Source organism: Sphingorhabdus sp. YGSMI21 (assembly GCF_002776575.1).
Taxonomy (GTDB): domain Bacteria; phylum Pseudomonadota; class Alphaproteobacteria; order Sphingomonadales; family Sphingomonadaceae; genus Parasphingorhabdus.
On sequence record NZ_CP022548.1, the window covers coordinates 1,528,597 to 1,555,347 of the forward strand.

At 57.6% G+C, this 26,751-nt stretch carries 25 protein-coding genes; 13 read left to right on the forward strand and 12 right to left on the reverse strand.

All coding sequences use genetic code 11. The features are described 5' to 3' along the window. Nucleotides 1–35: 35 nt before the first annotated feature. Nucleotides 36–2,624 carry a TonB-dependent receptor gene (locus CHN51_RS07475; RefSeq protein ID WP_100093448.1) on the reverse strand — a complete coding sequence of 863 codons (2,589 nt, stop codon included), beginning with the start codon at nt 2,622–2,624 and terminating at the stop codon, nt 36–38. 288 nt (nt 2,625–2,912) lie between these two features. On the opposite strand from CHN51_RS07475, the gene CHN51_RS07480 reads away from it, so the two are divergent. The 3 genes from CHN51_RS07480 to CHN51_RS07490 are packed head-to-tail and all read left to right on the forward strand — an operon-like array spanning nt 2,913 to nt 6,152. Next, complete coding sequence (locus CHN51_RS07480) at nt 2,913–4,304, forward strand: MFS transporter (RefSeq protein ID WP_164089038.1); 1,392 nt, start codon at nt 2,913–2,915, stop codon at nt 4,302–4,304. Beyond that, nucleotides 4,294–5,328: a Gfo/Idh/MocA family oxidoreductase gene (locus tag CHN51_RS07485; protein WP_100093450.1), complete on the forward strand. Its 1,035-nt coding sequence runs from the start codon at nt 4,294–4,296 to the stop codon at nt 5,326–5,328. The genes CHN51_RS07480 and CHN51_RS07485 overlap by 11 nt, the downstream gene beginning before the upstream one ends. After that, entirely contained in the window at nt 5,328–6,152 is an 825-nt protein-coding gene (locus tag CHN51_RS07490) for a formylglycine-generating enzyme family protein (protein WP_100093451.1), read from the forward strand. Before CHN51_RS07485 ends, CHN51_RS07490 begins: the two co-directional genes overlap by 1 nt. Before the next feature lie 2 nt (nt 6,153–6,154). Here the strand turns inward: CHN51_RS07490 and CHN51_RS07495 are convergent, their stop codons facing one another. Further along, nucleotides 6,155–6,937, reverse strand: coding sequence for an SDR family NAD(P)-dependent oxidoreductase (locus tag CHN51_RS07495; RefSeq protein WP_100093452.1), 783 nt, complete (start codon nt 6,935–6,937; stop codon nt 6,155–6,157). Nucleotides 6,938–7,139: 202 nt separating this feature from the next. On the opposite strand from CHN51_RS07495, the gene CHN51_RS07500 reads away from it, so the two are divergent. Beyond that, nucleotides 7,140–8,486 (forward strand): cytosine permease, encoded by a 1,347-nt coding sequence (locus tag CHN51_RS07500; RefSeq protein ID WP_100093453.1) that lies wholly within the window; start codon nt 7,140–7,142, stop codon nt 8,484–8,486. A 14-nt stretch (nt 8,487–8,500) separates the two neighbouring features. Here the strand turns inward: CHN51_RS07500 and CHN51_RS07505 are convergent, their stop codons facing one another. Further along, entirely contained in the window at nt 8,501–9,358 is an 858-nt protein-coding gene (locus tag CHN51_RS07505; RefSeq protein WP_100093454.1) for an alpha/beta hydrolase, read from the reverse strand. 114 nt (nt 9,359–9,472) lie between these two features. On the opposite strand from CHN51_RS07505, the gene CHN51_RS07510 reads away from it, so the two are divergent. From CHN51_RS07510 to CHN51_RS07525, 4 genes are read left to right on the forward strand one after another with little or no spacing between them, the layout of a single operon-like run. Further along, complete coding sequence (locus CHN51_RS07510) at nt 9,473–10,768, forward strand: M24 family metallopeptidase (RefSeq protein ID WP_100095470.1); 1,296 nt, start codon at nt 9,473–9,475, stop codon at nt 10,766–10,768. Beyond that, on the forward strand, nt 10,765–11,604 hold the full coding sequence (locus CHN51_RS07515; RefSeq protein WP_100093455.1) for an LLM class flavin-dependent oxidoreductase: 840 nt from the start codon (nt 10,765–10,767) through the stop codon (nt 11,602–11,604). Before CHN51_RS07510 ends, CHN51_RS07515 begins: the two co-directional genes overlap by 4 nt. Next, nucleotides 11,601–12,869, forward strand: a complete 1,269-nt coding sequence (locus CHN51_RS07520) for an NtaA/DmoA family FMN-dependent monooxygenase (RefSeq protein ID WP_100093456.1) — start codon at nt 11,601–11,603, stop codon at nt 12,867–12,869. The genes CHN51_RS07515 and CHN51_RS07520 overlap by 4 nt, the downstream gene beginning before the upstream one ends. Then, a complete protein-coding gene (locus CHN51_RS07525) occupies nt 12,866–13,846 on the forward strand; it encodes an alpha/beta hydrolase (protein ID WP_100093457.1) in 981 nt (326 codons plus the stop codon). Before CHN51_RS07520 ends, CHN51_RS07525 begins: the two co-directional genes overlap by 4 nt. Nucleotides 13,847–13,894: 48 nt before the next feature. Here the strand turns inward: CHN51_RS07525 and CHN51_RS07530 are convergent, their stop codons facing one another. Further along, nucleotides 13,895–14,803: a hypothetical protein gene (locus CHN51_RS07530; RefSeq protein WP_123906271.1), complete on the reverse strand. Its 909-nt coding sequence runs from the start codon at nt 14,801–14,803 to the stop codon at nt 13,895–13,897. Nucleotides 14,804–14,976: 173 nt separating this feature from the next. On the opposite strand from CHN51_RS07530, the gene CHN51_RS07535 reads away from it, so the two are divergent. Both CHN51_RS07535 and CHN51_RS07540 read left to right on the forward strand, forming a co-directional pair. Next, nucleotides 14,977–15,267 carry a DUF1330 domain-containing protein gene (locus tag CHN51_RS07535; protein WP_100093459.1) on the forward strand — a complete coding sequence of 97 codons (291 nt, stop codon included), beginning with the start codon at nt 14,977–14,979 and terminating at the stop codon, nt 15,265–15,267. A 22-nt stretch (nt 15,268–15,289) separates the two neighbouring features. Continuing rightward, nucleotides 15,290–16,264 (forward strand): alpha/beta hydrolase, encoded by a 975-nt coding sequence (locus CHN51_RS07540; RefSeq protein WP_100093460.1) that lies wholly within the window; start codon nt 15,290–15,292, stop codon nt 16,262–16,264. Nucleotides 16,265–16,300: 36 nt separating this feature from the next. Here CHN51_RS07540 and CHN51_RS07545 read toward each other — a convergent pair whose 3' ends face one another. Continuing rightward, a complete protein-coding gene (locus CHN51_RS07545; RefSeq protein WP_164089040.1) occupies nt 16,301–16,588 on the reverse strand; it encodes a c-type cytochrome in 288 nt (95 codons plus the stop codon). Here CHN51_RS07545 and CHN51_RS19695 point away from each other — a divergent pair. Then, nucleotides 16,578–16,877 (forward strand): hypothetical protein, encoded by a 300-nt coding sequence (locus CHN51_RS19695; protein ID WP_164089042.1) that lies wholly within the window; start codon nt 16,578–16,580, stop codon nt 16,875–16,877. The two genes, CHN51_RS07545 and CHN51_RS19695, sit on opposite strands and share 11 nt — an antisense overlap. Nucleotides 16,878–16,956: 79 nt before the next feature. Further along, nucleotides 16,957–17,901, forward strand: coding sequence for an alpha/beta hydrolase (locus CHN51_RS07550; RefSeq protein WP_100093462.1), 945 nt, complete (start codon nt 16,957–16,959; stop codon nt 17,899–17,901). Between the two features lie 7 nt (nt 17,902–17,908). Here the strand turns inward: CHN51_RS07550 and CHN51_RS07555 are convergent, their stop codons facing one another. Together CHN51_RS07555 and CHN51_RS07560 are read right to left on the reverse strand one after the other, a co-directional pair. Then, complete coding sequence (locus CHN51_RS07555; RefSeq protein ID WP_100093463.1) at nt 17,909–18,280, reverse strand: hypothetical protein; 372 nt, start codon at nt 18,278–18,280, stop codon at nt 17,909–17,911. Next, on the reverse strand, nt 18,277–19,509 hold the full coding sequence (locus CHN51_RS07560) for a class I SAM-dependent methyltransferase (RefSeq protein WP_240616906.1): 1,233 nt from the start codon (nt 19,507–19,509) through the stop codon (nt 18,277–18,279). The genes CHN51_RS07555 and CHN51_RS07560 overlap by 4 nt, the downstream gene beginning before the upstream one ends. Nucleotides 19,510–19,692: 183 nt before the next feature. Here CHN51_RS07560 and CHN51_RS07565 point away from each other — a divergent pair, with 183 nt between their 5' ends. Next, nucleotides 19,693–20,721 (forward strand): DUF1838 family protein, encoded by a 1,029-nt coding sequence (locus CHN51_RS07565; protein WP_100093464.1) that lies wholly within the window; start codon nt 19,693–19,695, stop codon nt 20,719–20,721. Nucleotides 20,722–20,822: 101 nt separating this feature from the next. Here CHN51_RS07565 and CHN51_RS07570 read toward each other — a convergent pair whose 3' ends face one another. The 5 genes from CHN51_RS07570 to CHN51_RS07595 form a co-directional block, all read right to left on the reverse strand. After that, complete coding sequence (locus CHN51_RS07570; RefSeq protein WP_100093465.1) at nt 20,823–22,382, reverse strand: FAD-binding oxidoreductase; 1,560 nt, start codon at nt 22,380–22,382, stop codon at nt 20,823–20,825. Between the two features lie 346 nt (nt 22,383–22,728). Next, nucleotides 22,729–23,373 carry an isochorismatase family protein gene (locus CHN51_RS07580; RefSeq protein WP_100093467.1) on the reverse strand — a complete coding sequence of 215 codons (645 nt, stop codon included), beginning with the start codon at nt 23,371–23,373 and terminating at the stop codon, nt 22,729–22,731. Further along, nucleotides 23,370–23,999, reverse strand: coding sequence for a 3-isopropylmalate dehydratase small subunit (leuD, locus tag CHN51_RS07585; RefSeq protein ID WP_100093468.1), 630 nt, complete (start codon nt 23,997–23,999; stop codon nt 23,370–23,372). The genes CHN51_RS07580 and leuD overlap by 4 nt, the downstream gene beginning before the upstream one ends. Continuing rightward, the gene (gene leuC / locus CHN51_RS07590) at nt 23,996–25,405 is read right to left on the reverse strand and encodes a 3-isopropylmalate dehydratase large subunit (protein ID WP_100095472.1); all 1,410 of its coding nucleotides are present in this window, start codon (nt 25,403–25,405) and stop codon (nt 23,996–23,998) included. The genes leuD and leuC overlap by 4 nt, the downstream gene beginning before the upstream one ends. Before the next feature lie 28 nt (nt 25,406–25,433). Further along, nucleotides 25,434–26,567, reverse strand: a complete 1,134-nt coding sequence (locus tag CHN51_RS07595; protein WP_240616907.1) for an alpha/beta hydrolase — start codon at nt 26,565–26,567, stop codon at nt 25,434–25,436. Nucleotides 26,568–26,751 lie beyond the last annotated feature (184 nt).

Consider the following 26,751-nt stretch of genomic DNA (forward strand, 5'->3'; position numbering starts at 1 on the left):
TCGCGCCGCCCCTCTCGTTTGTCAGGCTTTTTCGGTTAGAATTTAAAGCCTGCCTTGATCCCGACGGTACGCAACTCGGGAAGACCAAGGTTCAAATAACCGTAAGGGCCGGTCAATGAGAAGTCCGGCGTCAGCAACGAATTCTGTGCGATGGAGGTATATTGCTTGTTGTTGAGAAGGTTTTTCGCAAAAACTTCCAGCGTCAGATCGCCTTTGGTGAAGCCGATCCGGCCGTTGACTACAGCTCTGCCCTTGATCCAGGTCAGGTTTGCAGCATCTACAAATTGCTTGGATTTGTAGTTTACGTCAGTCCGGATGAACCAGCCACCATTGTCCCAATTTTCAATGTCGCCGAAAAACTCGATACCTACCGAACCCGAGTATTTGGACGTCAGAGCCAGCTGATTGCCTTCGAAACCGTCGTCAATGACACCGGTCAGCAATGAGATGGACGGATCCGCGAAGCTCTGGATCGAGCTGTCATTGATCGCGCCTGCTGCTGTGATGTTTACGCCTTCGACCGGGCTCGCAACAACGTCAAGTTCGACACCCCAGAGGTCCACGTCGCCGGTGTTTGCAACACCATTGATGATCTGTGGCAGGTTGGTCGTTGGATCGATGAAAATAGCCGAGCGGAGGTTATACTGGTCGGACCAATCCGCCTTGTAAACCGCGAGGCTGCCGCGAAGCAGGCCGTTGAAGAACGAACCCTTGAGGCCGACTTCATAGTTTGTCAGCTTCTCCGGGGTCGTCAAAACGCCCAGCCCGATGCCGGCTGCTGCCGCCACTTCGCCCGGCGAACCGGTGAAGAAGGAGGTGTTGAACGACGTGATGCTGACGTTTGCTGCCTTTGCCCACGACGCGTAAATCATGACATCGGGATTGATGTCATAGTTGATGATCACGCGCGGCTGGAAGTTGTTGAACTTTTCGGAGTAGAACGATTCCAGCGGAGCAAAGGTACCGGCTGGCAGTCCGAAGCTGTTGTTGGCAGCGATGGTCAGCGGCGTAGCACCGGCATAGGCAAAAATCTCGTCCTGTTGGTAGCGGCCTTCTGCACTGATCGTCAGACTGTCGGTCACTTCGTAGCTGAGACTTCCGAAGACGCTCTTGGTGACCGATTTGCCAGGCGCCTTGATACTGCTGCCACTGCGTGGTGCAGAAAATTGTTCCTCGCCGTAGATGCTGACCAGGTCATTTTTGGTGATGGCTTTCAGATAGCTGACGCCAAGCATCGCCTGCAGCGGGCCGCCATTGTCATAGGATGCACGGAATTCCTGAGAGAAATCCTCATTTTCGCGTTCGACGAGGAACGGAAAGTTGAATTCTGCGCGCGCGCCCGGGATGCCAGCGCCTGGATTGTCGAGCGAAGTGCTGTCATAATTGTCGAGATCGGCCAACTGGCTGTAAATCTCGTAGTTATAGCCGGTCAACGACGACAGTGTGATGCCGGTGTCACCGATTTCATAATCAACCGTCATGTTCAGGTGGTAATATTTGCGCTTCAAGCCATAGCCGTCAACGCCTTCACCTGGCGATGTAACGCGAGCGGTGTAGTCGTTCAGACGGTCAGCAAGCAGACCATCTTCCACAGTATTCTGCGCAGGGCTGAAACCGGCTGGAAGGCCCGGCACACCACCGCAGATATAAGGGCGCACGACCCGGGTTTCCGAAGCATCGACACCTGCCGTAAAGCCGTTGAGGTTGCAGTTTGAGCTGCTGGGGACAATGACGGTGCCGTTGGTTGTGCCGGAATTAAACGGGATGTTCAGCGCGCCGTTGTCGGAACGCACTTCATAAGCCGACAACATGCCTTGGGCCGATGGGCCGTCATCATCTTCCGAATAAAGGCCGAAGGTGCTGATTTTCAAGCTGTCGGATGGCGTGAATTCGAGCTGGAGCGTACCGGTGCGGGTCTGCTGATCGCCCAGAGTTTCAGACGGATTGGCCTGGTTGGTATAGGAGCCGTCCGTTTTCCAGCCGCGACCGGTTGCCCGGAAGCCGAGAACGTCTTCGATGATCGGGCCCTCTAGCGACAGCGACAGATCATAGCTGTTGCGGGTGCCGGCTGAGGCACTGACCGAGCCGCCAAAATAGTCGGCGGGCGCTTTGGTCACGACATTGACGGCACCGGCGAAGGTGTTCCGTCCGAAATAAGCCGATTGCGGCCCTTTCAAAATCTCGATTCGTGCTGGATCGGTCACTGCGTTGACAGCCGTGGCAGATGCAACGGGAACGCCGTTGATGAAGGTCGCAGTCAGCGTCGATGTAGTCGTTGACGGCGTAAATCCACGCAGTGAAATCTGCTGGAACGAGCGGTCGTTTCGACCAGAGTTCACGTTATTCACGTTAATGCCTGGCGTGTTTTCCACCAGATCGTTGATCGATGTTATGCCCTTGGCTTCGATCGTCTCGCTCGTCATCGCGGTAATTGCGATTGGCGTCTTCAGCAGATTTTCTTCACGCTTACGTGCCGTAACCACGATAACACCCGGAGCTTCTGCGGCTGCGGCTTCTGTTTCCTGTGCATGAGCTGCGCCAGCTGGCAAAGCCAAGCTGGTGGTCGCCGCAGCAATCGCCACTAGTGAGCAACTTAACTTGCTCGTCATTGTAAGATATTTCATAATTCGAACCCTTCCGGATATGTTCAAGTCCTTTGCCGGGACCTGCTGGATTTAAAAATGCAAGCGGTAACGCTGATTTAAGTCCACCCCCGCTATCCAAGTCGGACCTTCTTGGCCTCAACTCGCCACCATATCTCCGGCGACACGTCATTCGTTACAATTGCGTTTCGGTCACTATCCACCACGCGACCAATCGGCGCTAGTCAAGCACCGCAAGCCTATGAACGGTCCACTAAGTTGCCAGCTAATGTAAAAATCATGAGTCGATGGTGTGGAGTATTCAGTGCGATGACAGATTCACATATTGCCGAGGCCGAAGATCGGCAACGCTCCGGACTGGCTGTCCAGACCAAGGCCGGCTTCGGCGTCGGACAGATTGCTGGGCAATTGTTCCGGGATGCCCCTTCGCTGTTGCTCTTGTTTTATCTGACCAGTATTCTCGGCATCGAACCGGCCTTGGCCGGAGCCGTCATTTTCATTCCGAAAGTTCTGTTCGGAGCGGGGTTCGACCTGACAGTAGGGCTGGTATCAGATCGCTATGCCGCCCGATTTGCACGCCGTCGGTGGTTGCTGGTCGGTGCCATCGCCGCTCCCTTTGCCATGTTGGGCGCCTTTACCGTGCCGGAAGGCTCCCAGTTTCTCCAGCTGGCCTGGGTGTTTATCAGCTTCAGTTTCTATATGGCGGTATTCTCCACATTCTCGGTGCCCTATCTCGCGCAATTTGCCGAAATGACCGACAGTCCGGCAGAGCGGACAGAATTGATGGCCTGGAAACACGGCTTTACCGGGGTCGGAGTGTTGCTCGGTTCGGCGGGTACACCGGTCATGATCCACATTCTGGGTGGCGGTCGATCTGCTTACATATGGTCGATCGGCATAATCGGTCTGGTCTGTTCAATCGCTTTGCTGACCGCCTGGTACAGTGCCGGCAAGATTCCTGACCGTCAGAACACCGCCAAGCCATTGGAACCGAGAGAACTTCTCAAGGTTTTTTCCGATCGCCGCTTTGTAATATTGTGCCTCTCGGCTGTCATCATGACGGTCGCGGCAGGCATATCCTACGCCAGCTTCGCCTTTTTCGTCACGTTCGCCATGGGACGCAGCGACGCTTTCGTCCAGATCGGGATCATTTCCACGATCATGGCGTTCGTGGTCATGGCCGGCGCACCCACCTGGGTCTATGTGGCGAAATGGCTGGGCAAGAAACGGACCTATATCGTCGCGGCAACCTGTCACGGTCTGGTGCTTATCTGCTGGGGAACATATGCGGACAGTCCGATCTACTTCGCTTATATAATGGCCGGACTTCTGGCGCTGTTCAATTCCGGCTGGGGGCTTATCATCCTGTCGATGCTCTCCGATGCGATTGCACGTTCGCGTGAGGAACGAGGGGAAAATCGGGCGGGAGCCTATTCCGCGGTGTGGTCGATTATCGAAAAAGCCGGTATCGCGGCGGGCGGTACCCTGGTCGTTGGCGGCATTTTGTCGCTCACCGGTTTTGATACCGAATCGGCAAAACAGGGGATCGCCCAGAGCGCCGACGCCATTCAGGGAATTGTTCTCGCCTACGCCTTTATACCCGGCATCGCGAAAATCGTGACGGCGGGTCTTATCTGGATATTCATGCCGGATGACGATCTTGTGAAACCTGCGCCTGTCGAGTTTGTCGATGAAGACTGAATCAATAGGCCTGGCCCTGGTCGGCTGCGGCAGAATCAGCGCCGCTCATCTTGCTGCCGTTTCCGAGCTCGATCCCGCCTTCCGGCTTGTCGTGACCGTCGATCCGGATCTGACTGCAGCGCAAGCGGCTGCCGAGCCATTTGGCGCCAGTGCTTTTGCCGATGTTACCGAGGCGCTGACCCAGCCAGGCATTGATGCGGTGCTGATAGCAAGCCCCAATGGCATGCATTTCGAGCAGGCCCGCACGGCAATCGCGGCCGGCAAACATGTCCTGGTCGAAAAACCGCTTGCCGAGACCGGCGCGCAGGCATTGCAACTCAGTAAAGCGGCAGTCGAAGCCGGCGTGATTTTGGCTGCAGGGCATACATTCCGGCATGGGCCTGCGGTCCGGACATTGATGGAACGCTTGCCGGGCTTCGGCAAGCTCCTGGCGGTTGAAGTCAGTCAATGCGTCTTCTGGGATGGACCCCAGGCCCCCTGGTGGGCAGACCGGAAACCGGATGACAGTCTGATTCTTTCGCTCTTTGCACCGCATGCGCTTGATTTTGTGCAGCTGGTCATGGGGCGCGACGACCCATTGCGCGTGCATGTCGAGGCTGCGCGCCACCAGTCCGGCTGGCAGGCCGAGGACGAAGCCATGATGCTGTTCGCCTATCCAGAGCGGAAAATGGCCAGCGTGCATATATCCTATAACCAGCCGCACGTGCATGATCGAAAGACATTGTTTTTCGATCAGGGGGTAGCCGAAATTCAGGACGGCGAACTGTTGCGCTGGAACAATGAACTGCTGGTAGAGCCACCGGCCGGAACCTTCACGGACAGCAGCAAGATGGGCGGACGGGATCTGTCCCATTATTTCACTGCGCAACTGATGGAATTTGCGAAAGCCGTCAGAGGCGAGCCCCATCATTGTCCGACGGGACAGGATGCCGCCCGGCTGATTGGACTGATTGACCTTGTGCGCGAAAAGGCGCTGCACAATAGCGCGGACGCGATCGCGCCAAACCCTATGGAGAAGAATTGATGTTCCTAATCTTATTCCTCGCATCTGCGGCAGCAGATCGGGCAGGAGAATCGCCGCGATTCCCACCCGTTCGAGCAGGTGCCGCCTTTTCCGAATGTGCCGAATGTCCGGAGATGGTGGTCATCCCACCAGGCGAATTTGTCATGGGGTCCTCCCAGCAAGAGCGCGACGAGCTGGGCGTGATGGAGATGTTCGACAAGATGGAATCGCCCCAGCACAAGGTATCGATCGGCTATTATTATGCGGTCGGCCGCTATTCGGTCACTTTCGACGAATGGGATGCGTGCGTAGCGGAAGGCGGTTGCAACGGCTATTCTCCCGATGATTCGGGATGGGGAAGGGGCCGCCGTCCCGTCATCAACGTCAACTATGCCGATACGCAGGCTTATCTATCGTGGCTGAGCGCCAGAACGGGTCAGAAATATCGGCTGCTCAGCGAGGCCGAGTGGGAACATGCGGGCCGGGGTGGCACCGATACATGGTACCCCTTTGGCGACAGTATCGATCCGACCAAGGCGAATTATGGCCATAATCTTGACCGAACGACACCGGTCGGCAGCTATTCGCCGAACGGTTTCGGATTGCACGACATGACAGCCAATACAGCGCAGTGGGTTCAGGATTGTCACCATGATGATTATGTCGGCGCTCCGACCGACGGCTCTGCCTGGCTGAGCGGAGACTGCAAATTGCGTAATGTGCGGGGCGGAGGCTGGAGCCTGCAGGGATGGAGCGTGCGCGTCGCCCAGCGTATTGGTGACCCACCGGAGGCCCGGAATTCGCATCTCGGATTTCGTGTGGCCCGGGACTTGCCGCAACCCTGATCTCATCTGCCGCCGGCGACATCCAAAGTGGTGCCAGTGATATAGCTTGCTTCTCGGGATGCGAGGAAGGTTACGGCACTGGCGACCTCCTCCGGCGTGCCAAGTCGGTGCATCGGCACCATACGGATCGGACTATATTCCAGGCCGTCCTCGTGCATTTTCTGCAGATAGGGGCCGGCCAGTTCGGTATCAATCGGTCCGGGAGCAACCGCATTTATTGTGATGCCGTGGTCGGCGAGTTCGATCGCCATATCACGAACAAAGCCGATCACGCCGGCTTTGGCAGTGGAATAGGCACAAGCTCCAGTGTGAAAAGCATTCCACACTGTTCCGTTACGCGCACCGGACGACAGGCAGATGATCCGACCATATTGCCGGTCCATCATCGCCGGAAGGGCGGCTCTCGTGCACAGGAACATCGAGCGCAGACTGAGCCGCATGGTATAGTCCCAATCTTCGACGCTCATGTCCCAAATTCGACCTGAGCGGCCACCGCCCACATTGTTCACCAATATATCGGGCATGAACCCGGCCTCTTTCGCTTCTGCATATAGTTGCGTCACGGCGGCTTCGTCGGTGACGTCGCAGGTCACGCTGAGCAGGTCCGCCTTATTTCCGGTGAACAGCGCCTCGGCCTCGGAGAGGCGCCTTGGATCGTTGTCGACGAGCACCACACGGGCACCCTGGCGCGCCAAATCCAGGGCGCTGGCCTTGCCGATACCCAGTCCCGCACCGGTAATCAGAGCAGTGTGACCGGAAAGCCCGAAGGAGAGTTCTTTGTTCATCTGCACACGCTAATATAGTCCTTATCCCAGGCGGGCAGGATTGCCGTGATGTCCGCTCTGCGGAAATCACGGATTTTTTGAGGAACACGCGTGGTCAAGCTTCTGTGCATATCCGAACAGCGGATAAGGCGCAGGTTTCCATAAACCGTTGGCCACCAAACATGGTCTCGTGTCTCGCTTGATCGCATGCAAGGGGGCGCTAGTGGGATTTGATCTGAAAAAGTGGTGGACGCTGGACGAAGCCATGGAAGCCGAATCGGCCGACAATCCCTTTGCTCCGGTCACCGACGAGCAGCGGCAAGACACCACGCCGATGCTGGCGCTGGCTTTTGGCTGGGGCTTCCTGATCACCGGCCTGATCGCTGGCGGTCAGATCGGGTCCGGGCTCGCATTCTGGCCCGATTTCATTCTCGCGACCTTCGTCGGGAATCTGATCAACTTCGTGATCGGTGCGCTGGTTGCCTTTATGGCCTATAAAACCGCCTGCAATTCAGGCCTGCTCTACCAGTTCGTCTATGGACGCGTCGGGGTTTATCTGCCGGTGATTTTTGTCGCCTTGCTGCTTACCGGATGGCAGGCGATCATCGTCGGTGCCTTTGGCTTCACCTTTGCCCAGAGTTTCGAGAGTCCACTCTTCTATGCGGTAGCCATCGCCGGTGGCCTGCTGTTTACGGCCACAGCCTATTTCGGGGTCAAGGGAATCGAGAAAGTAAGTCTCCCCTCGGTCGTCGTGCTGGTACTGGTCGGCCTCTATGCAATCTACCTGAACGTAGACAATGCCGGCGGGATGTCGGCTTTTCTCGCCCTGTCCCGCGATACGGCGGAGAAGACCCCGATGTCCTTTCCGACAGCAGTCAATCTGGTTGTCGGGTCCTGGGTGGTCGGGGCCGTCGTAATGGCGGAATATGCCCGTTTTGCCAAAAAGGCATGGGTGGCAATCGCCATTCCTTTCATCGTTATGATTGTCGCCCAATGGTTTTTACAGATTGTCGGCGCGATGGGTTCTGTCGTATCCGGCTCTCCCGATTTCACGACCTATCTGCTCAACCAGGGCATGATCGTCGCCGGTCTCGGCATCCTTGGAATGAGTCTTGCGCTCTGGACCACCGGCAATGCCAATCTCTATTTGCCAGCGATACAGACCGCTGCAGTGATGCGCCGTCCAAAACGGGTGATGGTAGTGGTCTGGGGGTTGCTGGGTACGGTTCTGGGGCTCGGCCTTTACCAATATTTTCTTGACTGGATCAATCTGCTGGCGGCGTTGGTTCCGCCATTGGTCGGACCGCTGATTGTCGACTATTATCTGGTTCACAAAGGCAAATATGATGCGATCGATCTGCCCCGGCTACACCGGTGGAACCGGAGCGCGATAGCGTCCTATCTGGCAGGTGCATTTTTCGCCTATGCACATTTGAATGGATTGCTCACGCTGCCCGAGCAGTTGATTCCCTCTCTGTTCGGACTGCTGGTATCGATGCTGAGCTATGCCGCCATTTGCGCCGTGGCGGCCCTTCTGGGCAGGAAAGTCGGCTATTCCAGCATGGCGTAGAAACGGGACCGTTCCTATATCCGGTCGATATTACGGTCCAGAAAAGCTGCGATGGCAGTTGCCTTCAGACCCGGCCCGGGTGCGACGCTGACAACCTCCCCGCACGGGAGAAGTTCGAGTGCCGTTTCGACTGCTGCCTTGAGGGCCGGCAGCTCGGCTTCCGGTTTGAGCAGCAGAGTGGGTACGTTGAGTTGCGGCATTCGTTCGAAGGCCCGATAGTTGAATGCTGCCAGATAGGGCCTGGAATAGCTGTCCAGCGCCTTCAGCACGTCCAGTGTGATGCGGTGCAATATTTCCGGCGGCGGCATCGGAACAGACAGCCGGTTGTCCGGGGACTTCAGAAAATGGGGGAAATATAGCGCCTGGTCGCGGCAAAAATTGAAAGCCCAGATCAGGTGACGGCCATATTCATCCGGTTCCACTTTTGGTGCATAATTGGTGATGATCTGTTCGCGCAATTCATCTTCATATTCGGTGATTCCATCGAGCATGACCGTCCCGCTCTTTTCGGGAAAAGCTACGCCGAATTCGCATGCAATGCGGGCACCGGTATGGGTTCCGTATATATGAGCCTTGTTCAGTCCCAGGACGGCCATCATCCGATTTACGGAATCGGCAAAATAGGGGATGTCGGGTGTTTCCAGGGCGGGGATATCGGAGTCGCCGTTGCCCAGCGTATCGGGTGCAATGATCGAACCGCGAAACCCTGCTTCGGCCAGTTCCCGCATCAGGTCCTGCATGAACCATGATGATGCAGGCGATGCGTGCAGCAATATGAGGGGGATGATATTTTTGTCCCCTTCCAATATCCGCAAGTGAATCTGGCCTTCTTCGAGTTCGACGAAGGCGCGGCTGATTTTCTGTTCTGTCATTTGATCAAGTTAGGCCGTTGGGCGGGGGAAAATGCCGACACGACGATCCTATCCAACAGTCGGATAGGGCCGAGAGAGGTTCCCATACCGTTCGACCAGCTGCGACATCAGGGCATGCCAAAAACGTCCCAGTCCGATGATATGTCCTTGCTCCGCGGGCTCGAAGACCGCGGACCGATGAACATGGAGCGGGCGCTGCAGGTGATGGAATTGCACGGGCTCGACGGGATCGTCGTCGGCGCGCCGGAAAATGTTTTTCACATGACCGGGCACTGGCCGCAGATCGCGCGGACCCGCATCGGCCAGCCGCCGGGTACATTCGCCATGCTGACACGACGGAATATCGAGGAAATAGGCTTGGTAACCAGCAGCTTTCTCTATTTCTACACATGGTCCGACGGTCGTATGCGTGCCGACGTCGAGCCTTGGCTTTATAACGGTCTGGGTGATGAAGGCGACTTCAGCCCGGCGCCCCGCTACGATTTTTGTGCCGACCAGGGGGCTGTGCCGCTGAGCTCGCTCGAGAGCCATCGGAGAGCGATGTTAGATGCCGGCCTGGCGCAACGGCAGGGTTTCCACGATGCCGGCGCGGCACTCGTGCGAGCGATTCAGGATTTGGGCCTGTGGAAGGGCCGGATCGGTTTTGATGATCCGGTCGTCAAGGAGATAGCCTTGCGCCACGAGATGCCGGGCGATTTGGTTCCGGCCGACAATATCCTGCGGGAAATCCGATTGATTAAATCGCCGCTCGAGATTGCCCTGATGCGGCGGGCAGCCGAAGCCAATGTCCAGGCGCTCAACGCGGTTGGCGCGGCGGTACGGGCCGGTGCTACCCACCGCGATTTGCAAAACCTGTATCTCGCTGAGACCGCGACGCGGGGAAACAAGGCGGTTTTCTTGAACGTCGACCGCGTTTCCTCTGAACTGTCAGCAGAAGCCATCAGGGACGGCCAGGCCTTGTTTCTTGACGGGGTCAGCCACTTCATGAACTATCACGGCGATTTTGCCCGTACGGTTTTTGTCGGGGAACCAACCCCCACCGCCCGTCGCGCTGCGGAAGCGGCGGCTTTCGGTTGGTCTGCCATCCGCGAAAATCTGCGCCCCGGTCTCCGCTATTCCGAGATCGTATCGATGGGGCAGGAGGCCGTGACCAAAAAAGGCTTCGGGGTTACCATCGGCTTTGGCCCGCATAGCGTGGGGCTGGCCCACACCGACGAACCCGGCGAACTGGCGGGCGGTTTTTACCGCAAGCCGGATATTGTCCTCGCACCCGGCATGATCCTGAGTGTCGATTGCCCGGTACTGGATACCGGCATTGGCGGATCCGCCCATTGCGAAGACCTGATGCTGATCACGGCGGACGGTGCCGAACCTATTCACTCCTTACACGAACCGGTGATAATCATATGAACAGACATTTTATACTATCGGCTACAATCGCGCAGCCGGAACTCAATGACCCGGCGTGGGCCGACAGCGTGTTGGGCGCGGCCGAGCGCGCCGGCGTCGACCTTGCCGTGCTGGGAGCGCCCGGTTCCCTGCCATTCGATCCCATGGTGATTGCCGCCTGGGCCGCCCCGATGACACAAAAAATAGGTCTGGCGCCTTGCGTGTCCACGGCAGTCGCGCATCCTTTCCATGCGGCTCGTTCATTGTCGGCAATCGACTTCCTGTCGTCCGGACGGGCAGCCTGGAACCCGGTGACCGGTACCGGGCATGAGCAGCCGGTAACCGCAGATATGGTGGCTGCAGCCCGCAGCTTGTGGGACGGTTGGGCCGATGATGCATTGATCATCGACAAGGAAAGCGGCCGTTATCTCGATTCGTCCAAAGTGCGACTCAGCAATTATGAAGGGCCCTATTTCAAAGTAAGGGGCCCGCTCAACGCGGCTCGCCCCTTGCAGGGACATCCGTTGCTCGTGTGCGATGCGTCCTCCCCGTTTGACATCGGCGGAACCGACCTTTTGATACTCGAGGAAGGACAGGCAGCGCTTCCGGGCACAAACTGCCTGCGGCGGGCCGGAAGTGATCTTGATGTTGCAGCACTCGTGACGGAATTCGAAGCAGGAGACATTGCCGGCGTGCACTGGACACTCGAAAATCCCGGCGAGAGCATCCGCGCGATTGCGGAATTTTCTGAAAAAATTGTCGGCTTTCGTCAGACGCTGAATTCCGGGGAGACTTTGCGCGAGAGGCTGTGCCTCCCCCTCTCTGGCCAACTGATTTCTGAAGGAGCCTTCGCATGACCAAGCAGATACATTTATGGGCATTTCTCCAAGGCATTGGTCACTATCCCAGCGGCTGGCGCCATGCCGACGCTACCCCGCAAGATGTGTTCAGCATGGACTATTACAAATCTGTCGGCCAACTCGCCGAACGCGGCCGGTTCGACTCCATTGTATTTGGCGACCAGTTGCAATCGCGCGGCGCGAATGGTCATACACCGGAGCGGGTGGCCATTCCGACTCTCGACCCCATCGCCCTTCTGGCCGCGATGGGAGCGGTTACCAAACATATCGGGCTGGTCGCCACGGTATCGACAACATATTTCGAGCCGGAAGCAGTCGCAGAGCGTTTTGCGACGCTCGACCGGATCACCGGCGGCCGCGCCGGCTGGAATATCGTCACCACCGCGCACCCGGCCTCGGCCTGGAATTTCGGGCAGGATGAAATGCCCGAGAAATCTACTCGCTATGCCCGGGCCAACGAATTTGTTGAAGCAGCGTGCGGGCTGTGGGATAGCGCCAGCTCGGATGGCAATCCCGCACCCGTTCAGTATCGCGGCGAGCACATCACGATGGATGCGAGCATGCCCGGGCCGCTCCTGCCGCAAGGTCGGCCAATATTGGTTCAGGCCGGTCAGTCGCCGGATGGTCGAGCCTTCGCAGCGGCGACCGCCGAAGCAATTTTCTGTCCCGCGCCGACCAAGGAAGACGGAATCGCATTTCGCAATGATATGCATGCGCGCATTTCTGCCGCTGGTCGCGATCCGGAAGCGGTCAAGATCATGCCAGGCCTGTCGTTCATTCTGGCAGATTCAGAAGAAGAAGCGATAGCCAAGGACGAAGCCATTCTCGATCTGGCGGACGAGGCCTTGTGCATCGAATATCTCGGCGAATCGATCGGCTTCTGGCTGGGCGGACATGATCCGAAAGAACCAATTCCATTTGACGATATTGTGGCAGGGACCGAATTTCCTGTGGCTGACATCACCCGTATGCTGGAAAAACCGGCGGCAAGCGGGATTGCGCTTGGCGAATTTGCATCAAAACATGTGCGCACTCCGCGGGGGCACACGGTCTTCCGTGGCACCCCGCAGCAGCTGGCCGACCGGATGATTGACTGGATCGATTCGGGGGCCTGCGACGGATTCACCCTGCAACCCGCCTATATGCCCGGCGAGCTGGAAATTTTTGTCGATCAGGTAGTACCCCTGCTCCAGCAGGCGGGCCGCCTGCGGCTCGATTATCCCGGACCGACCCTGCGGGATACGATGGGAATTGCAGCATGACCGCGTTACGCCGTATCGGCGTAGCGGCCGCCTTGCTGGTGCTCGTGGTTGGCGGTCTCGTTTTGTCTTTGCGCCTTGGCGCATGGAACACGGATCGCGACGAAGTAACTGCAAAATGGGCTCAGGGCCCGTCAAAATTCATCTCGATTGATGATGTGCCGATCCATTATCGGGACGAGGGGGAGGGGCCTGTCGTTGTGCTGCTGCACGGCAGCATAGTCAGTCTTCACGAATGGGACGCCGTGGCCGAACGGCTCAAGGGACGGTTTCGTGTAATCCGTTTTGACTGGGCCCCTTATGGACTTTCCGGGCCGGATCCCAAGGGTGTCTATACGACCGCACGTGCCGCAGAGTTGATGGACGGCTTGCTGAAAGCGCTAGAGGTTGAAAAATTTGCTCTGGTGTCGACGTCAAACGGAGCGAATGTCGCACTGGAATATAACCGGCAATTTCCCGGTAACGCGACGGCGATGGCCTTTTCTGTCCTGCCGCTCGAGCGGCCCAGCCAGGATCGCGAGATCGACTGGCGATTGCAGCTGATGCTGCCGTTTCACAAGCATCTGGTTCCGGACTGGCGTTCGCATCTATTCTACCGGCTGGTCCTGGAAGATACCACGCCGGATAGTTTCAAACCGACGGCGGCGATGGTGGATCAAATCTACGACTTGAACAATTTGCCCGGCGCTTTGGATCGACAGAAGTCCTATATCGCATCCAATACCAAATTGTTTCAGACAACGGATGTAGCGGCGATCGCCGAGACTGTCACGGTACCGGTGCTGCTGCAATGGTGTGCCTATGACACGGTTATTTCCCAGACGGCGCGGCAGTCGGTTGACCGCTTCACCAACACCAAGGTTGATCTGATCGAATATGATGATCTGGGTCATTTCCCGATGTGGGAAGATCCCGATCGCTTTACCGCCGACATGATAGCCTTTTTCGATCGCGAGTTGCCCGTCGTCGCAACCGAATAAGATCGATTATCGCGTTCCGGTGCGCCCCAAACGCGCCGGAACGCATTTTCAGTTCCGGTAGATTTCGGCCTCGCGTGCCAGCCCGCCAATCGGGTCCGCCGCCATAGCAGGATCGGATTCGGCCAGCATCGCCCGCCAGTCTTCCGGCATGTCGGAGTAACGAGACACTTTCTCACCCACGCTGCGCAAGGTCTGCGTTCCGGCTCCAGCCGGCATTTTCAGCCAGCGGGCATAGTCTGTCACATCGCCGCCATATCCCGTGGCGCTGGCAAAGCTTATATCGGGGCTCAGGGCTTCCGCTGCCGGGCTACTGATAATGCTCATGTCATTGAGTACCCGATTGCTTTGGCCAGGCGTTTCCACAATGGCCCGGCTATGCGTCTGGAAACTGACGGTTTGGCCCACGCGATAAAAAACCTCTGGCACATGCTCCAGCGTGAAACGTGATCCGCCGATATTCTCGGGTAAATGGAGCGTATTGTTGCTGTCATATTTGAAATGATTGGGGCCGACCGGAGCGAATGGCAGGTCGATCATTTCTCCGGTAATCGGATTGCGCAACTGTTCGGTTCGCTTCGCGCTACCGAGAGCTGTCCGAAAGCCCAATTCATATTGGGAAACATCCAGCGTGCCGTCTGCATTGGGTTTGACCAGCATGACCGCGCCAAAAACCAGTTCGCAAATCGGAATCAGATTGGCGCCCTGCTGTGCGTAATTGCGACCACGGAAATACCAGAAGACCGGCCCGGCATCGGTGCGCAAACGCATTCTGCGCATGAGCGCAACTCTGCTGGCTTGATCCGTCGGAATATCCTTTTCGCGCAACAACTGGTTGGGCACCAGTGGTTCCGCTACACTCATTGCCGCTGCGGCGCTCCCTGCCATGCCGAGCGAAATTCCGCCGGCGAGCATGGTTCTGCGACTCAATAATGCGCATTCGTCATTCGGGTCAAACATGGCAATCGGTCCTCTCTGGATAGAGTAGCTTCAAGCCAGTTTGCTATCGGTCCTCCCTGCAGGCCGACCAGACAAGCTCGCTCCTGTCCGCCAGTCGGATAGGATGCCCTGCTGCCCCATCAGGGTGCTGTGCCTGTTCTAAGTTTCTCGCGAACAGAGGAAGGGTGAAACAGATGCCAGCATGGTTTGTGATTAACGCCTACGTCCATGACCGGGAGCCGTTCGCGAAGATCTATTCTCCTGCCACGGCAAAACTCGCCGGGGAAATGGGCGGGAAATATATCGTGCGGGGGCGCGGTGGCGAGGTTCTGGAGGGTAGTGCCGAGGACGGGGCCAGCGCGGTCATCATCGAGTGGCCGGACCGTGAGACAGCGCTCAAATTCTGGCATTCTCCGGAATATGCGGAAATCAAGAAGCTGCGGGACGGACTGGCCGATGTAACGGTCACACTCGTAGAGGGTTAAATCTGCTGGAGAGCATTTTCTGATGAAATTTCTTGTCGCTCTATTTGCCTTGCTGTTCGCTGTCATGCACCCGTCCGTTGCGGGGGCCGAGCCGGTCTCATCCACCGGGGTGCGCGAGCTGGCACCGGTCCCGGTCTGGCCCGATGGCGTTCCGTCAATGGCCGGCTGGCCCGGCCTGACCAATGTACCCGTGACAGAGGAACTTCGAGAAAATGGTGAACAGGTCTGGAATGTTACCGTTCCGACTCTGCAGCCCTTTTTACCCGACCCGAACAAGGCCAATGGCATGGCCGTTGTCATCGCGCCCGGCGGCGGTTTTCGTCTGCTGGCTATTCATCATGAAGGGACACGTGTCGCCCGCTGGTTCGCCGCTCGCGGTGTCGCCGCATTCGTTCTCAAATACCGGTTGATCCAGACGCCTCCGGGCGAAAGCAACGAACAGATGCGGCAGCGCGTGCAGCAAACTCTTGCTCCGGGTATTGGTGGAGAGCCCGGTGTCGCAGATGCCAAAGAATCGTTGCGCATCGTGCGTGCCAATGCGCGGCGCTGGCAGATTAGTCCCGCGAAAATCGGTGTTGTCGGTTTTTCCGCTGGTGGCCATATTGCGGCGATGACAATGTTCGGCCCGCTTGCGGAGCGCCCGGCCTTTGCCGGCATGATATATGGCATGCCGTTCAGTGATCCGGCGCCGGAAATTCCGGCAGCCAATCTTCCTTATCCCGAAGGTACGCCCAGCGAGCCATGGCTGCAGCCCCCCGCCACGCCGGCCCCCGACCGCCTGCCTCCGATGTTCCTGGCGATGGCGCAGGATGACCTTGCGGTGGGAATCGGGTTTCGCGCCTTTTATGATAAGCTGTTCGCGGCGGGTTACCGGCCGGAAATGCATCTATATGGGAAAGGCGAGCACGCTTTCGGCATGGCGAAGAGCGATATTACCGCTGATTTGTGGCCGGAGCAATTTCTGTCCTGGGCGGAAATGGTGCTGGCGGAGGACTGAAACGGTTCCGGCTCGCTATCGCTCACCCGCTCGCGGCTACCGGTCGCCGGTTTCCAGATAATCGATCAGCTGTTTGCGCTTTTCGGCGTCGGATATGCCGGCGAAGGCCATGATGGTGCCGGGAACGGTGGCAGAAGGTTTGGCCAGAAATCTGTCCAGTTCTTCACGGGTCCAGATCTTGTCCAGTCCTGCCATAGCCTTGCTATAGTTGTAATCCTCGACTGACCCGGCCGGGCGACCGACCACATTTTGCAAATTGGGCCCGGTCTTCCTCGGACCTTTGGCGTCCAGCGAGTGGCAGGCGGCGCATTGCATGAACAGCATTTTTCCCAGACCGGCTTTCGGGGTTGTCGAGGCAAGGTCCACAGATGCGTCCGTCGCGGAATCATTCTCCGGCTGGGTACTGCATGCCGCAAGAGAGAAGCATATCGCTGCAGCGATGACCCTGTTCGAAGCATTTACCATGATGATTATGTCCTATTGTCTGCCGTCGATTATATTTGCCTGCAGGCGGGCATTGCCAGTCTGCAACGCTTTCCCGAGAAAGAGCAATCAATTTACCGGATTCGCGCCGGAAATGGGAATTATGATGGCTGATATGTCCACGCAGTGAATAGATTCTTCGCGCTTTCACCAGATGGATTCAGCGTGGAATATCGCTAGGGTGGACAGAACAGAATCCTGGAGGCCCCATGAACGGCAAGAATAGATTCAAACAATATGCGGAGCAATCACTGGCCATATCCCGGCGTACGGCATTGATGGGCTTTGCAACAATGGCGACTGCAGCGGTCGCGCACAAAGCGGGCGCCGGAAAGATGGCTCCTGAGTATGTGAATTTCACCCTCCACGCACCCGACGGACGCGAGATTACGGTCTTTGACTGGTCACCCGTTGTTCGAGCAGTCGGAACGATCGCATTTTCCCACGGCGCGGCTTCCTCGCCCGACAAATATAGACGTCTGATCGAACCGTGGGTGGCAAAAGGCTGGCGCGTGCTGGCACCGCTTCATGTGGATTCGAAGGATCATCCCGATACCGCAAACTACCAAGGTCTGGCGAGCTGGAAAGCGCGAATCGAAGATATGCGGGCGCTGTCCGCTTATCTTGGCACGGAACATTATATAGCTGCCGGCCACAGCTATGGCGGTCTGGTGGCGCTCACTCTTGGCGGATCGCAAGCCATAGCGCCGAAGGGCGTCGAAGGTCCGCTCGGTGACGAAAAGGTTAAGGCCGTGATAGCTTTTTCGCCACCCGCTCCGATTCCCGTTCTGGTGACGAGGGAAGGCTATGGAACTCTTGCGGTTCCGGCCCTCATCCAGACGGGAACACTAGATATTGTACCGGGCATCACCGATTTGGGTGCAGATGGCTGGAAAGGGCATCTGGCACCTTTTGAAGCGGCAGCGCCTGGCGGGGACCGCTACGGACTGGTGCTGGACGGCGTTGACCATTATTTTGGCGGCGCGATCTGCGATCAGGACCGGCCGGGCCCGCCGCAGCTTGCCCAGCTTGACGTGGCAGTCAATCTGTCGACTTTGTTCCTGCAGGCCCACGGCCTCGGTCAGGAGGCCATGCAGAGGGAACTTGAATCCCATACAAGCGACCGGTTGCCGGTCCTCCTTATGAGCAAATAGGCGCGGCCTATCCCCGGGCAATTTCTTCGATTGTCTCGCGATAGCCGCGCTCGCTTTCCTGTTCGGCCGCTTCATTGGCCTCTTTGCGCATCAGGGAGTACATGCGCGCCAGCAGATCCTGCCGTCGGGCCTCGCGCTCTTCCAGCGCCTGCTGGTCCAGTTTCAGCGCCTCGATACCGGCGGCCAGATCGAGCCCGTTTGCCTTGGCCACCCGCTCCGCCGAATCCAGACGATCACGCACCACGCACAGGTCGCCGGCCAGCACCATGATCATCGACATGACCTGGTCCATTCCCGGCGTGTCGTAGAATTGCGGGCGTTTGCCACGCGCATCACGGATTACATGGGGTCGGTCATCCTGCATCTGTTCGAAACTCATGCCGCCATCTCCTGCTCTATCGCTTTTTCGGCGATCAATACTTCCCAACCGCCACCGGGAGCATATTCGCCAGCGGTAAATTCGCGATCCGCGACTTCGCCAGCGCTTTTCTCGTCATAACCATCCGAACCGGCAGCAAATTCCATAACCGCCATGGGTGCAGTATCAAATTTTATCGCGTCGGCGTTGAAACCGGCGCGCCTGGCCAGAGCGACCTGATCCATTTCGCGCATCGCACCCCAGAAAGGTTCGTTATTATACCAGGTTTCATTGTCGAGAATGAACTGGGTGAACGGATCCATCAGGTCGAAAGGTGGCAAGTCGGCATGGATCATCATGCCACCAGGCGCCAGCAGGCGATGGCATTCCTCGAAAATGCGCGGCATCGCCTTGCCGCTGGTTTCGTGCAGCAGGATATGGCTGACCACCAGATCGAAATGATCGTCGGGAAAGCTTGTTTGCTCGGCATTCATCTGGGCGAAATTGACTTCATGTCCCATCGCTGCAGCGCGGGCATGGGCATAGCGCACCACCGGCCCGCCGACATCAATGCCCCAGACTTCGGCGTCCGGGAAATACTCCTTGTAAGGCAGGGTCGCATGGCCGACGGTGCAACCCATGTCGAGAATACGCAATGGCCGGAAATCCGGATTGTTGCGGCGCAGATAATTGCATACCGAGCGACCCATGTCGTCATTATCTGGCCCCATATATCCCATCGCATAAAGATAGACGCCGCGGTCATAGAGCGCGCCGGCGGTGATATCCTGCTCTGTGATTTCGCTGGTATATCCACCGGGCATGCAGTGGATGTCGAGGGCGGTGATATAGCGCGGCGGGACAAAATCGTCCGGAATTTCCAGTTTGGCATTGCTGGAAGCTGATAATTTTTTCGCGGCTTCGAGCAATTCGGGCAATTGCCGGTCAATGGAGACATTGACCGACTCCCACAATATTTCCTGCGCAATCCGGTTGGCCGACGCGTAATGCTGGAAATAGAGGTTCTTCACCATCGCCGAACGGATATCCCGCCGGTCGGCCGGTTCGCGACCATGTTCTTTCTGGAAAGCAGGCTTGACCTGCCCGTTATAAACCGGCGTCAGCCCCGGCAGCAGAGTGGATTGAATAAACCCTTTAAAACTCTTCGTAAATTCCTCGCGGGCTGCTTCATCATGCGTAGCCTTCGGCAAAGCTCCATGATCGGCCTGTTGAAATATGTTCAGCATCATTGACTCCATCGCTATGGTCAGCGTTTCCTGTGCCTATGCTAGTTTACCAAGCGGGGCACTACAAGACGATCAGCCTTCTATCCGGCAGGCGAATAGCCAGTGCATTTTGATGTCTGGGCTTCCTGGAATAGAGAACAAGTGTGATCGAGTTGAACAAATTCATCATATTTTCTGGAGACGAAAATGGACAAATTTAATCTGAGTCGTCGTGAAAGTCTGGGCCTTGCCGCTTTTGCAACGGGCATGGCGGCCGTACCGGGCGTGGCCAGCGCGCGCAGCAAGAAACCTGCCGTCGATTTCGTCACAGATATTGATTTCAAAGACCCCAAGTGGACGCGAGATACCTACGCGCGGATCGACGGCGACATTGACCCCACCAAGGAGAAATGCGGCTGGATCAAGGGCAAGGCCATGGGTGTCCGTCCGAACGAGAAAATCCGCACGCTCTTCGGTGTCGAGGGCTTCAGCTTCGTCCGGATGAAAAAGCTGGAAGATGGCAGTTACCGCCGGATGCTCCGCGAGATCGTATTCTATACCGATCTGGAAACCGGCGAAGTGATGGACAAATGGCACAATCCCTATACCGACGAAACGGTGAAGGTAGTGCCGATTGCCAATGATCCCTTCAACTTCACGATCAGCGAATATGCACCCGAGGGACCCTCTTACGGCGGGCTGAATACCGACCTTCGCGAGCGTGAACCGTTTCTGCAGGATTGGGAATATGGTCCCAATGGCACAATGATTCTGAACACCGGCATTGATCTTATGTACCCCAATGCGCTGCAGCCCAGCCAGTGGCCGCGTGAATCGGCTGGCGCGATGAACCGGGTCTCGGAACATTTCATCTATGTCGTCGAGAAGGCGGATGTCGAAAATCCCGAACTCACCCATATCCCGCATATCGGGAGCTGGTCGCGGATTACCCCTTGGCTGCCGTGGATGCTGATGGGGCAGGCCGAAGGCCATATCAGCTATTTTACCCATTTCCAGACCATCCCGGAAGGCGTCGCAGGCTTGCCCGCCCACCTGGTCAAGGCGGCACGGGACATGGACGAGAAATGGCTGAGCGCGCCAACCGAAGATTATGGCCCGTCGCTGTCCAGTCTTGAAGTCTACGCCCGCGAGCAGACGCCCGCGCCCGTGCCGGAAGGTTGGGAACCTCCCAAGGCTCCGCCCGCGCCAGCCGGTTTCCCGCCGCGCAAAGACTGAATTTTACCTATCGCATGTGCCGGGACAGCAGTTCCCGGCACATGCATTTAGAGTGAGCTAACGGTCGGCGAAAATAAGGCGAGCCAGAAGATGAGTCGATCTTAGAGGCCCAGAGCGCCCGGGTTCATCAGCCCCTCAGGATCCAATTCCTGCTTCACGGCCTTCACCAGTCCGAGCGCCCGGGAATCCAGCCGTGTCAGATACGGATAGGCGCGACCGATCTGGAAATGAGCCGCCCCGAAGTTCTGGAGCAAGGCGATAATCGACTCTTTCAAGCTATTGGCATATTCGCGAGCTTCGGCATTCTCCTGAAAACCCGGGATATTGCCCAGATGCTCCTCGCCTAGGGTCTGCCGGTGGTAGCTGCTGCGATGATCGGGCCAATATAGGGCAATCTCATACAGAAATCCGGCGGGACCGGCGGGAGAGAACATTGTGCCCAGCCAGACGCCCAGACGATCCATTTCCGGCTGCCGGTCCTGGACGAGCGCGTGAAAGGCGGTGTTGAACGCAACAACCTTGTCATGGTTCAAAATGCCGTGCACCGGAACCCAGCGCTCCCCTCCAGGGCCCAGGATATTGGTCAATGGAGCAAAGGGCATGGCCCGGACAAATGTCGGCATGCTGTTGGCGATTTCCCGCCCCACATCGGCAAGCAGATGACGAAGCCGCCGGGCCTTGGCCGCGGCATCGGCCGGATCAAAGCCCTCGACAATGAAATGGCACATATAGGCACCGGACCGCATCGGATCTTCGCCCGCGACCGCCATCCGCATCAACTGGGCGAGCCCCTGCAGCTTGCGCGGCGCTTTGCGCATCACTTCGGCAGCGATCTTCAGCCGCGCAGCAAGGCCTTCCTGCCGGCCGATCTGTCCCTGGGACAGCGCAAGATCGAGGCCGAAATGGGAATCGTCCAGCCGTTCTGCCTGGGCAATGCGCACGGCTGCATGGTAGGATTCAAAATCGTCAAAGGCAAAGCTCAGCGGTTCGCAATGATCCAGCGTCCGGATCAGCGGCAGGGTGATTGCCGTCTTCAAACCAAAGGCACCGCAGTCGCCGGTAAAGAGGCCAGTGAGATCCGGGCCGTAAAAGCGGGTCGATCCGGCGGCACTGCTGTTGATCAAGTCCCCGTTTGCAAGCACCACCTCCATCGAAAGAGCGGAGTGGGCGGAAACGCCATGCGCAGCGCTGCCATGGCTCACCGTATTCTGGCTCATGCTGCCACCGACCGTGGCAGCGAGACCGGAAAAAGGACCCCAGAAGGGCGTGCGCAATTTTTCTGCGTCCAGCGCTTCTTTCAGCTTTGCCCAGCTGGTGCCCGCGCCGACGGTTACCAGCAAATTTGCCGAGTCGATCTGGATGTCATCCAGAGCGCCGAGATCGAAAAGGATATGACCTCCGTCCGGGTAGAGATAAGCATCGGTATAGGACGCGCCTCCGCCCCGCGGAACTATCGCCACGCCCGCGGCAGCGCAAAGCCGAACCACCGCCTGCACCTGCTCGGCGGAAAGCGGTTTCGCGACGGCCAGCGGCAGTCCGCCCGAGCGGTAAACATCATTGGCATAGTATTGCAGGTCATCCACATTGGTGAGCAGCCCTTGCTTGCCCAGCAGTTTTCCCAGCTGCTCTGTCAATTCTGCCTGTTTCTTGTTGCCGGTCATTGGTTCGATTGCTCCATTATCAAACTGCTGGATGCGGGGCCAGGATTGCACGCGAAATGGTGCGGTCGGCTTTATCCGTTGGTCGGTCAGCGCAAGGCGGGTTTTGCCCGATCCCTGCGCGGCTGTCCACGTTCGATGCAAAGGCTGCGCGGGCCAGTCCGCCGGTTGGCCGAAATGGAACGGGTCTGGCCAATATCCCGGAGTTACAGGCCGGTACCGAGAATGGCGGTCATAAAAACATTGGTCTCTTGCGCGGTCATCGGGCGCCGCGCGGCGACTGCGTGACTTTGGCTGTGGCTGACACGCCGCCCTTGGAGCTTGAAGCTTTCGGGACTTTTGGCGCGCGCTAGGCGGCGTTCGGCTTACCGAGCTTTTGCAGAAAGGCTATGGTCTCTTCTTCACTGACGACATCTGCATATTTGGCATTCATGTCGAACAGATTGGCGTCATGGGGGGCTTCATGCCGGTCGCCGCACGCATCGGCGACAACCGCTGTGCGAAATCCGTGCGACATGGCATCGACGCAGCTCGCCCGCACGCAGCCGCTGGTAGTGAGGCCGGTCAGCAGCACGCTGTCGATGCCCATCGCGGTGAGGGTGGAGGCGAGAGATGTGCCGAAAAAGGCGCTGGGATATTGCTTGGTGATGACGAGTTCATCTTCCTGCGGTTCCAGTCCTTTGGCGAAGGCGCCCATCGGATTGCCCTCGATGAAATAGCGCAGTGGCGCCGCCTTCTCGAAAAAACGTCCGCCATCAATCGCGCTCGGGTGATAGGAAACCCCGGTCAGGATGACGGGGATTCCCGCCGCCCGGGCCGCTTCGCGTACCCGCAGGGCAGACGCCAGCGCATCCTCTACATCGGAATATAGATCGCAGTCGGGATCGAAATAGCCCTGGCAAAAATCGATCATAAGCAGGGCAGGTCGATCACCAAAGCCGACTTTGTTGTTATAAGCGCGGCGGTAGTTTTCCACCAGGTCTTCTTCGCTCATTGCGCACTCTCACTTTCGTAAAGCCAAGGCTGATCCTGGCGCTGCCGGATTTCAAAATCGCGAATATCATCCGCTTTCTGATTCAATATCTGGGCGGTCTCGTCCCAGCCATTGATCAGTGCCAGTTTGCGCTCCGGCGGGATGTCGAAATCGAAAATCTCTTTTTCACCTGCAACAACCTTCTGGTTTTCGAGGTCGATAGTCAATGCCAGTCCCTCTTTTGCAAGTGTCATCAGCTTCCGCACGACAAAGTCGGGCAGAGTGACTGGCAGGATGCCATTGCGCAGGCAGTTGCCGTAGAAAATTTCACCGAAACTGGACGCGATGACGCTGCGGATGCCGAACCCGAGCAGCGCCCATACAGCCTGTTCACGGCTTGATCCTGATCCGAAATTGGCCCCGGTCAGCAATATCGGAGCTTCGTTGAAGGGTTCGCGATTGAGAATGAACCCCGGATCTGGCGCACCGTCGCTGCCGAAGCGCCAGTCGTGAAACGCATATTGCCCCAGTCCTTCGCGCGCCGTGATCAGCAGAAAGCGCGCCGGAAATATGATGTCTGTATCAATATTATCCTGTTCCAGCGGTGCTGCCATTCCGGAAAGCGTAGTGAAAGGCTGCGGTTTCATTGCGCCAGTTTCCTTACATCGGTGATACAGCCGCTGACCGCGGCCGCAGCAGCCATGGCAGGGCTCATCAGATGGGTGCGACCGCCTGCTCCCTGACGGCCTTCGAAATTGCGGTTCGACGTGCTGGCGCAGCGGTCGCCCGGTTGCAGCCGGTCATCGTTCATTGCCACGCACATCGAGCAGCCCGGTTTTCGCCATTCAAAACCGGCCTCCCTGAAAATCCGGTCCAGCCCTTCGGCTTCTGCTTGAACAAGCGTGGCGCCCGAACCAGGCACGACAATCGCTTTCACTTGCGGCATAACTGAACGGCCTTTGGCGATCGCAGCGGCAGCGCGCAAGTCCTCGATACGTCCGTTTGTGCACGAACCTATGAAGACATGGCTGATGGTGGTGCCGGTGATCGGCTTTCCGGATTCCAACCCCATATAATCCAGCGCCGACCGGACCTGTTTATGCTTTGATCTATCCGCTATTGCCACAGGGTCGGGTAGCAGACTGCCAATCGATATCGCCTGATCAGGTGTGGTGCCCCAGGTTACCTGCGGTTCGACCGCGTCCAGATCGAGTTGGATATGTTTGTCATATCGGGCGCCCTCATCGGTTGCCAGATCCAGCCAATATGCTGCTGCGCGCTCCCACGAGGCACCTTTGGGCGCCAGACGGCGTCCTTTCACGAATGCGAGCGTTGTCTGATCCGGTGCCACCAGACCGATGCGGCTCCCGGCCTCGATTGTCAGATTACACAGAGTCATCCGTTCTGCCATCGACATGGCCGAGACCGCCGGGCCGGAATATTCCACTGCATAGCCGGATGCGCCGTTGGTACCGATTTGTGCGATCAGCGCCAACGCGATATCCTTCGCCGCGACAAATAGGTTCGGTTTCCCGGACAGCTCAACCAGCATCGTCCGCGCCTTTTTCTGGCGCAGGCATTGGGTGGCCATGACAGTGCCGCATTCGCTGGCTCCTATGCCAAAAGCCAAGGCTCCGAAGGCGCCATGCGTAGTCGTATGGCTGTCACCACAGACGATCGTGGTACCGGGCAGGGTGAAACCGCTTTCCGGGCCGATCACATGGACGATACCCTGATCGGAGCTTTGCAGGGCGGCGTAGGGAACCGCAAATTCCGCGACATTGCTTTCCAACTCGGCCACCTGCGCGCGTGCAAGCGGGTCTTCTATCCTGTCTTCGCGATTGCGGGTCGGGACGGCGTGGTCGGCCACGGCGTAATGGGTTAGCGGCCGACGCAATTGCCGTCCCGATGCGCGCAAAGACGCAAAAGCCTGTGGACTGGAAACTTCATGCACAAGATGACGGTCGATATAGATCAGGGATTCATCGTCGGCGAGATCGCTGACACGATGGCTGTCCCACAGTTTTTCGTAAAGCGTTCGGGCTGACGCCATATTCATGGTCTCCTGAAGGGCGCTGGAATCAAGGCTGTGAGTCTTCCTGTACATGGCTGGAAATCACGCCTGCTTCGACATAGGCAGCGATCCACTGGGCAAACCGATCAGGCGATTCGAGTGGTGGATAGTGGCCAACATCGGGCATGATGATCCGCGATATCTGCGCCGAACCGAGGTAATTGGTAATCGCGTCAGCCGCACTTTCGGGAAGCAGCGCGTCCGCACCGCCCCAGATCAGAAAGGTCGGCGCGACAATTTTTGCCATTTCGATTTTTGCCTGCACGCCGTCGCCGATACGCGCCACCATGGCGACAGGATGCTTTTCCGCCGTCCGGCGGTTCAAGTCATAATATTCCTTACGGGTCTTCGCGCTGATCCGTTCCGGATCTCCGGCGAAAAAGCCCAGATATTCATTCCAGAAATTCATGTCGGAAAAACCAGTTTCGCGGGACTTTTTGGCAGCTTCCACGAAGCTTTCGGGCATTACCAGATGGCTCGTATCGACCGGATCAGAAGGCGTGTTGGAGATGATCAGACGTTCGACCAGCTCGGGGCGTTTGGCGGCCAGATACATGCACATTGTGCCACCACTGGACACACCGATACATGTGAGCTTGTTGACGCCCAGCCTTTCCGCCAGTTTTTCTGCGATCTCGACGGGCTGGATATTTTCAGCGGCCTCATCGGATACACGGCCGGATAAGCCATAGCCGGGAATGTCATAGCGAATGATCCGGTAATCGGACTTCAGGATTTCGGTGATCCGGTCCCAGGTTCGGGTCGAACTGAGCGATCCGTGGACCATGAACAATACCGGTCCGCTGCCCTCATCCTTGTAATGAATTTCCAAGCCGCCAATGTCCATGTAGCGGCTTTCCTGGTCACCATAAAGTGTGCGCAATTCTTCGATAGTGAGGCGCGGCTGCGCGTCCTGCGAGGATGTAGCGGTGAGAGCGGCGGAGGTGACCGGCTGTTCCGATCGGGCTGCGGAGCACGCCGGCAAGCCGGCAAACAGGGCCGCCGCAGAGCAAGCCAAAATCAGTTTTCGAGGCCATCGAATATTGGACATTGCGTTTTTCTCCATTGCATAGCTTGCGGCGATCCGGTCGATATCATAAATTGCGCCACCAACAGGACGGCGCACGAAATCCTCGACCACCACCGTTATTCCTATATTGAGTGACAGATCAGGTTTGAAGCCACTAGCGGGAATGTCCGACTGGTGGGCACTCCGCGAACCGCAGGCAGATATAGGGCGAAAGGACGAAATGTGCCTGTGCAATACTGCTTGCCGTCGCCATTGTCCGTATAGTGGACAAAGACAGGCAAAATGTTGGGGTGGC

What these genes read in the sequence shown, in the direction of transcription:
- CHN51_RS07475 (WP_100093448.1), bottom strand. Translation starts at nt 2,624, where the DNA reads ATGAAATATCTTACAATGACGAGCAAGTTAAGTTGCTCACTAGTGGCG.
- CHN51_RS07480 (WP_164089038.1), top strand. Translation starts at nt 2,913, where the DNA reads ATGACAGATTCACATATTGCCGAGGCCGAAGATCGGCAACGCTCCGGA.
- CHN51_RS07485 (WP_100093450.1), top strand. Translation starts at nt 4,294, where the DNA reads ATGAAGACTGAATCAATAGGCCTGGCCCTGGTCGGCTGCGGCAGAATC.
- CHN51_RS07490 (WP_100093451.1), top strand. Translation starts at nt 5,328, where the DNA reads ATGTTCCTAATCTTATTCCTCGCATCTGCGGCAGCAGATCGGGCAGGA.
- CHN51_RS07495 (WP_100093452.1), bottom strand. Translation starts at nt 6,937, where the DNA reads ATGAACAAAGAACTCTCCTTCGGGCTTTCCGGTCACACTGCTCTGATT.
- CHN51_RS07505 (WP_100093454.1), bottom strand. Translation starts at nt 9,358, where the DNA reads ATGACAGAACAGAAAATCAGCCGCGCCTTCGTCGAACTCGAAGAAGGC.
- CHN51_RS07510 (WP_100095470.1), top strand. Translation starts at nt 9,473, where the DNA reads ATGCCAAAAACGTCCCAGTCCGATGATATGTCCTTGCTCCGCGGGCTC.
- CHN51_RS07515 (WP_100093455.1), top strand. Translation starts at nt 10,765, where the DNA reads ATGAACAGACATTTTATACTATCGGCTACAATCGCGCAGCCGGAACTC.
- CHN51_RS07520 (WP_100093456.1), top strand. Translation starts at nt 11,601, where the DNA reads ATGACCAAGCAGATACATTTATGGGCATTTCTCCAAGGCATTGGTCAC.
- CHN51_RS07525 (WP_100093457.1), top strand. Translation starts at nt 12,866, where the DNA reads ATGACCGCGTTACGCCGTATCGGCGTAGCGGCCGCCTTGCTGGTGCTC.
- CHN51_RS07530 (WP_123906271.1), bottom strand. Translation starts at nt 14,803, where the DNA reads ATGTTTGACCCGAATGACGAATGCGCATTATTGAGTCGCAGAACCATG.
- CHN51_RS07535 (WP_100093459.1), top strand. Translation starts at nt 14,977, where the DNA reads ATGCCAGCATGGTTTGTGATTAACGCCTACGTCCATGACCGGGAGCCG.
- CHN51_RS07540 (WP_100093460.1), top strand. Translation starts at nt 15,290, where the DNA reads ATGAAATTTCTTGTCGCTCTATTTGCCTTGCTGTTCGCTGTCATGCAC.
- CHN51_RS19695 (WP_164089042.1), top strand. Translation starts at nt 16,578, where the DNA reads ATGAACAGCATTTTTCCCAGACCGGCTTTCGGGGTTGTCGAGGCAAGG.
- CHN51_RS07545 (WP_164089040.1), bottom strand. Translation starts at nt 16,588, where the DNA reads ATGCTGTTCATGCAATGCGCCGCCTGCCACTCGCTGGACGCCAAAGGT.
- CHN51_RS07550 (WP_100093462.1), top strand. Translation starts at nt 16,957, where the DNA reads ATGAACGGCAAGAATAGATTCAAACAATATGCGGAGCAATCACTGGCC.
- CHN51_RS07555 (WP_100093463.1), bottom strand. Translation starts at nt 18,280, where the DNA reads ATGAGTTTCGAACAGATGCAGGATGACCGACCCCATGTAATCCGTGAT.
- CHN51_RS07560 (WP_240616906.1), bottom strand. Translation starts at nt 19,509, where the DNA reads ATGATGCTGAACATATTTCAACAGGCCGATCATGGAGCTTTGCCGAAG.
- CHN51_RS07565 (WP_100093464.1), top strand. Translation starts at nt 19,693, where the DNA reads ATGGACAAATTTAATCTGAGTCGTCGTGAAAGTCTGGGCCTTGCCGCT.
- CHN51_RS07570 (WP_100093465.1), bottom strand. Translation starts at nt 22,382, where the DNA reads ATGACCGGCAACAAGAAACAGGCAGAATTGACAGAGCAGCTGGGAAAA.
- CHN51_RS07580 (WP_100093467.1), bottom strand. Translation starts at nt 23,373, where the DNA reads ATGAGCGAAGAAGACCTGGTGGAAAACTACCGCCGCGCTTATAACAAC.
- leuD (WP_100093468.1), bottom strand. Translation starts at nt 23,999, where the DNA reads ATGAAACCGCAGCCTTTCACTACGCTTTCCGGAATGGCAGCACCGCTG.
- leuC (WP_100095472.1), bottom strand. Translation starts at nt 25,405, where the DNA reads ATGGCGTCAGCCCGAACGCTTTACGAAAAACTGTGGGACAGCCATCGT.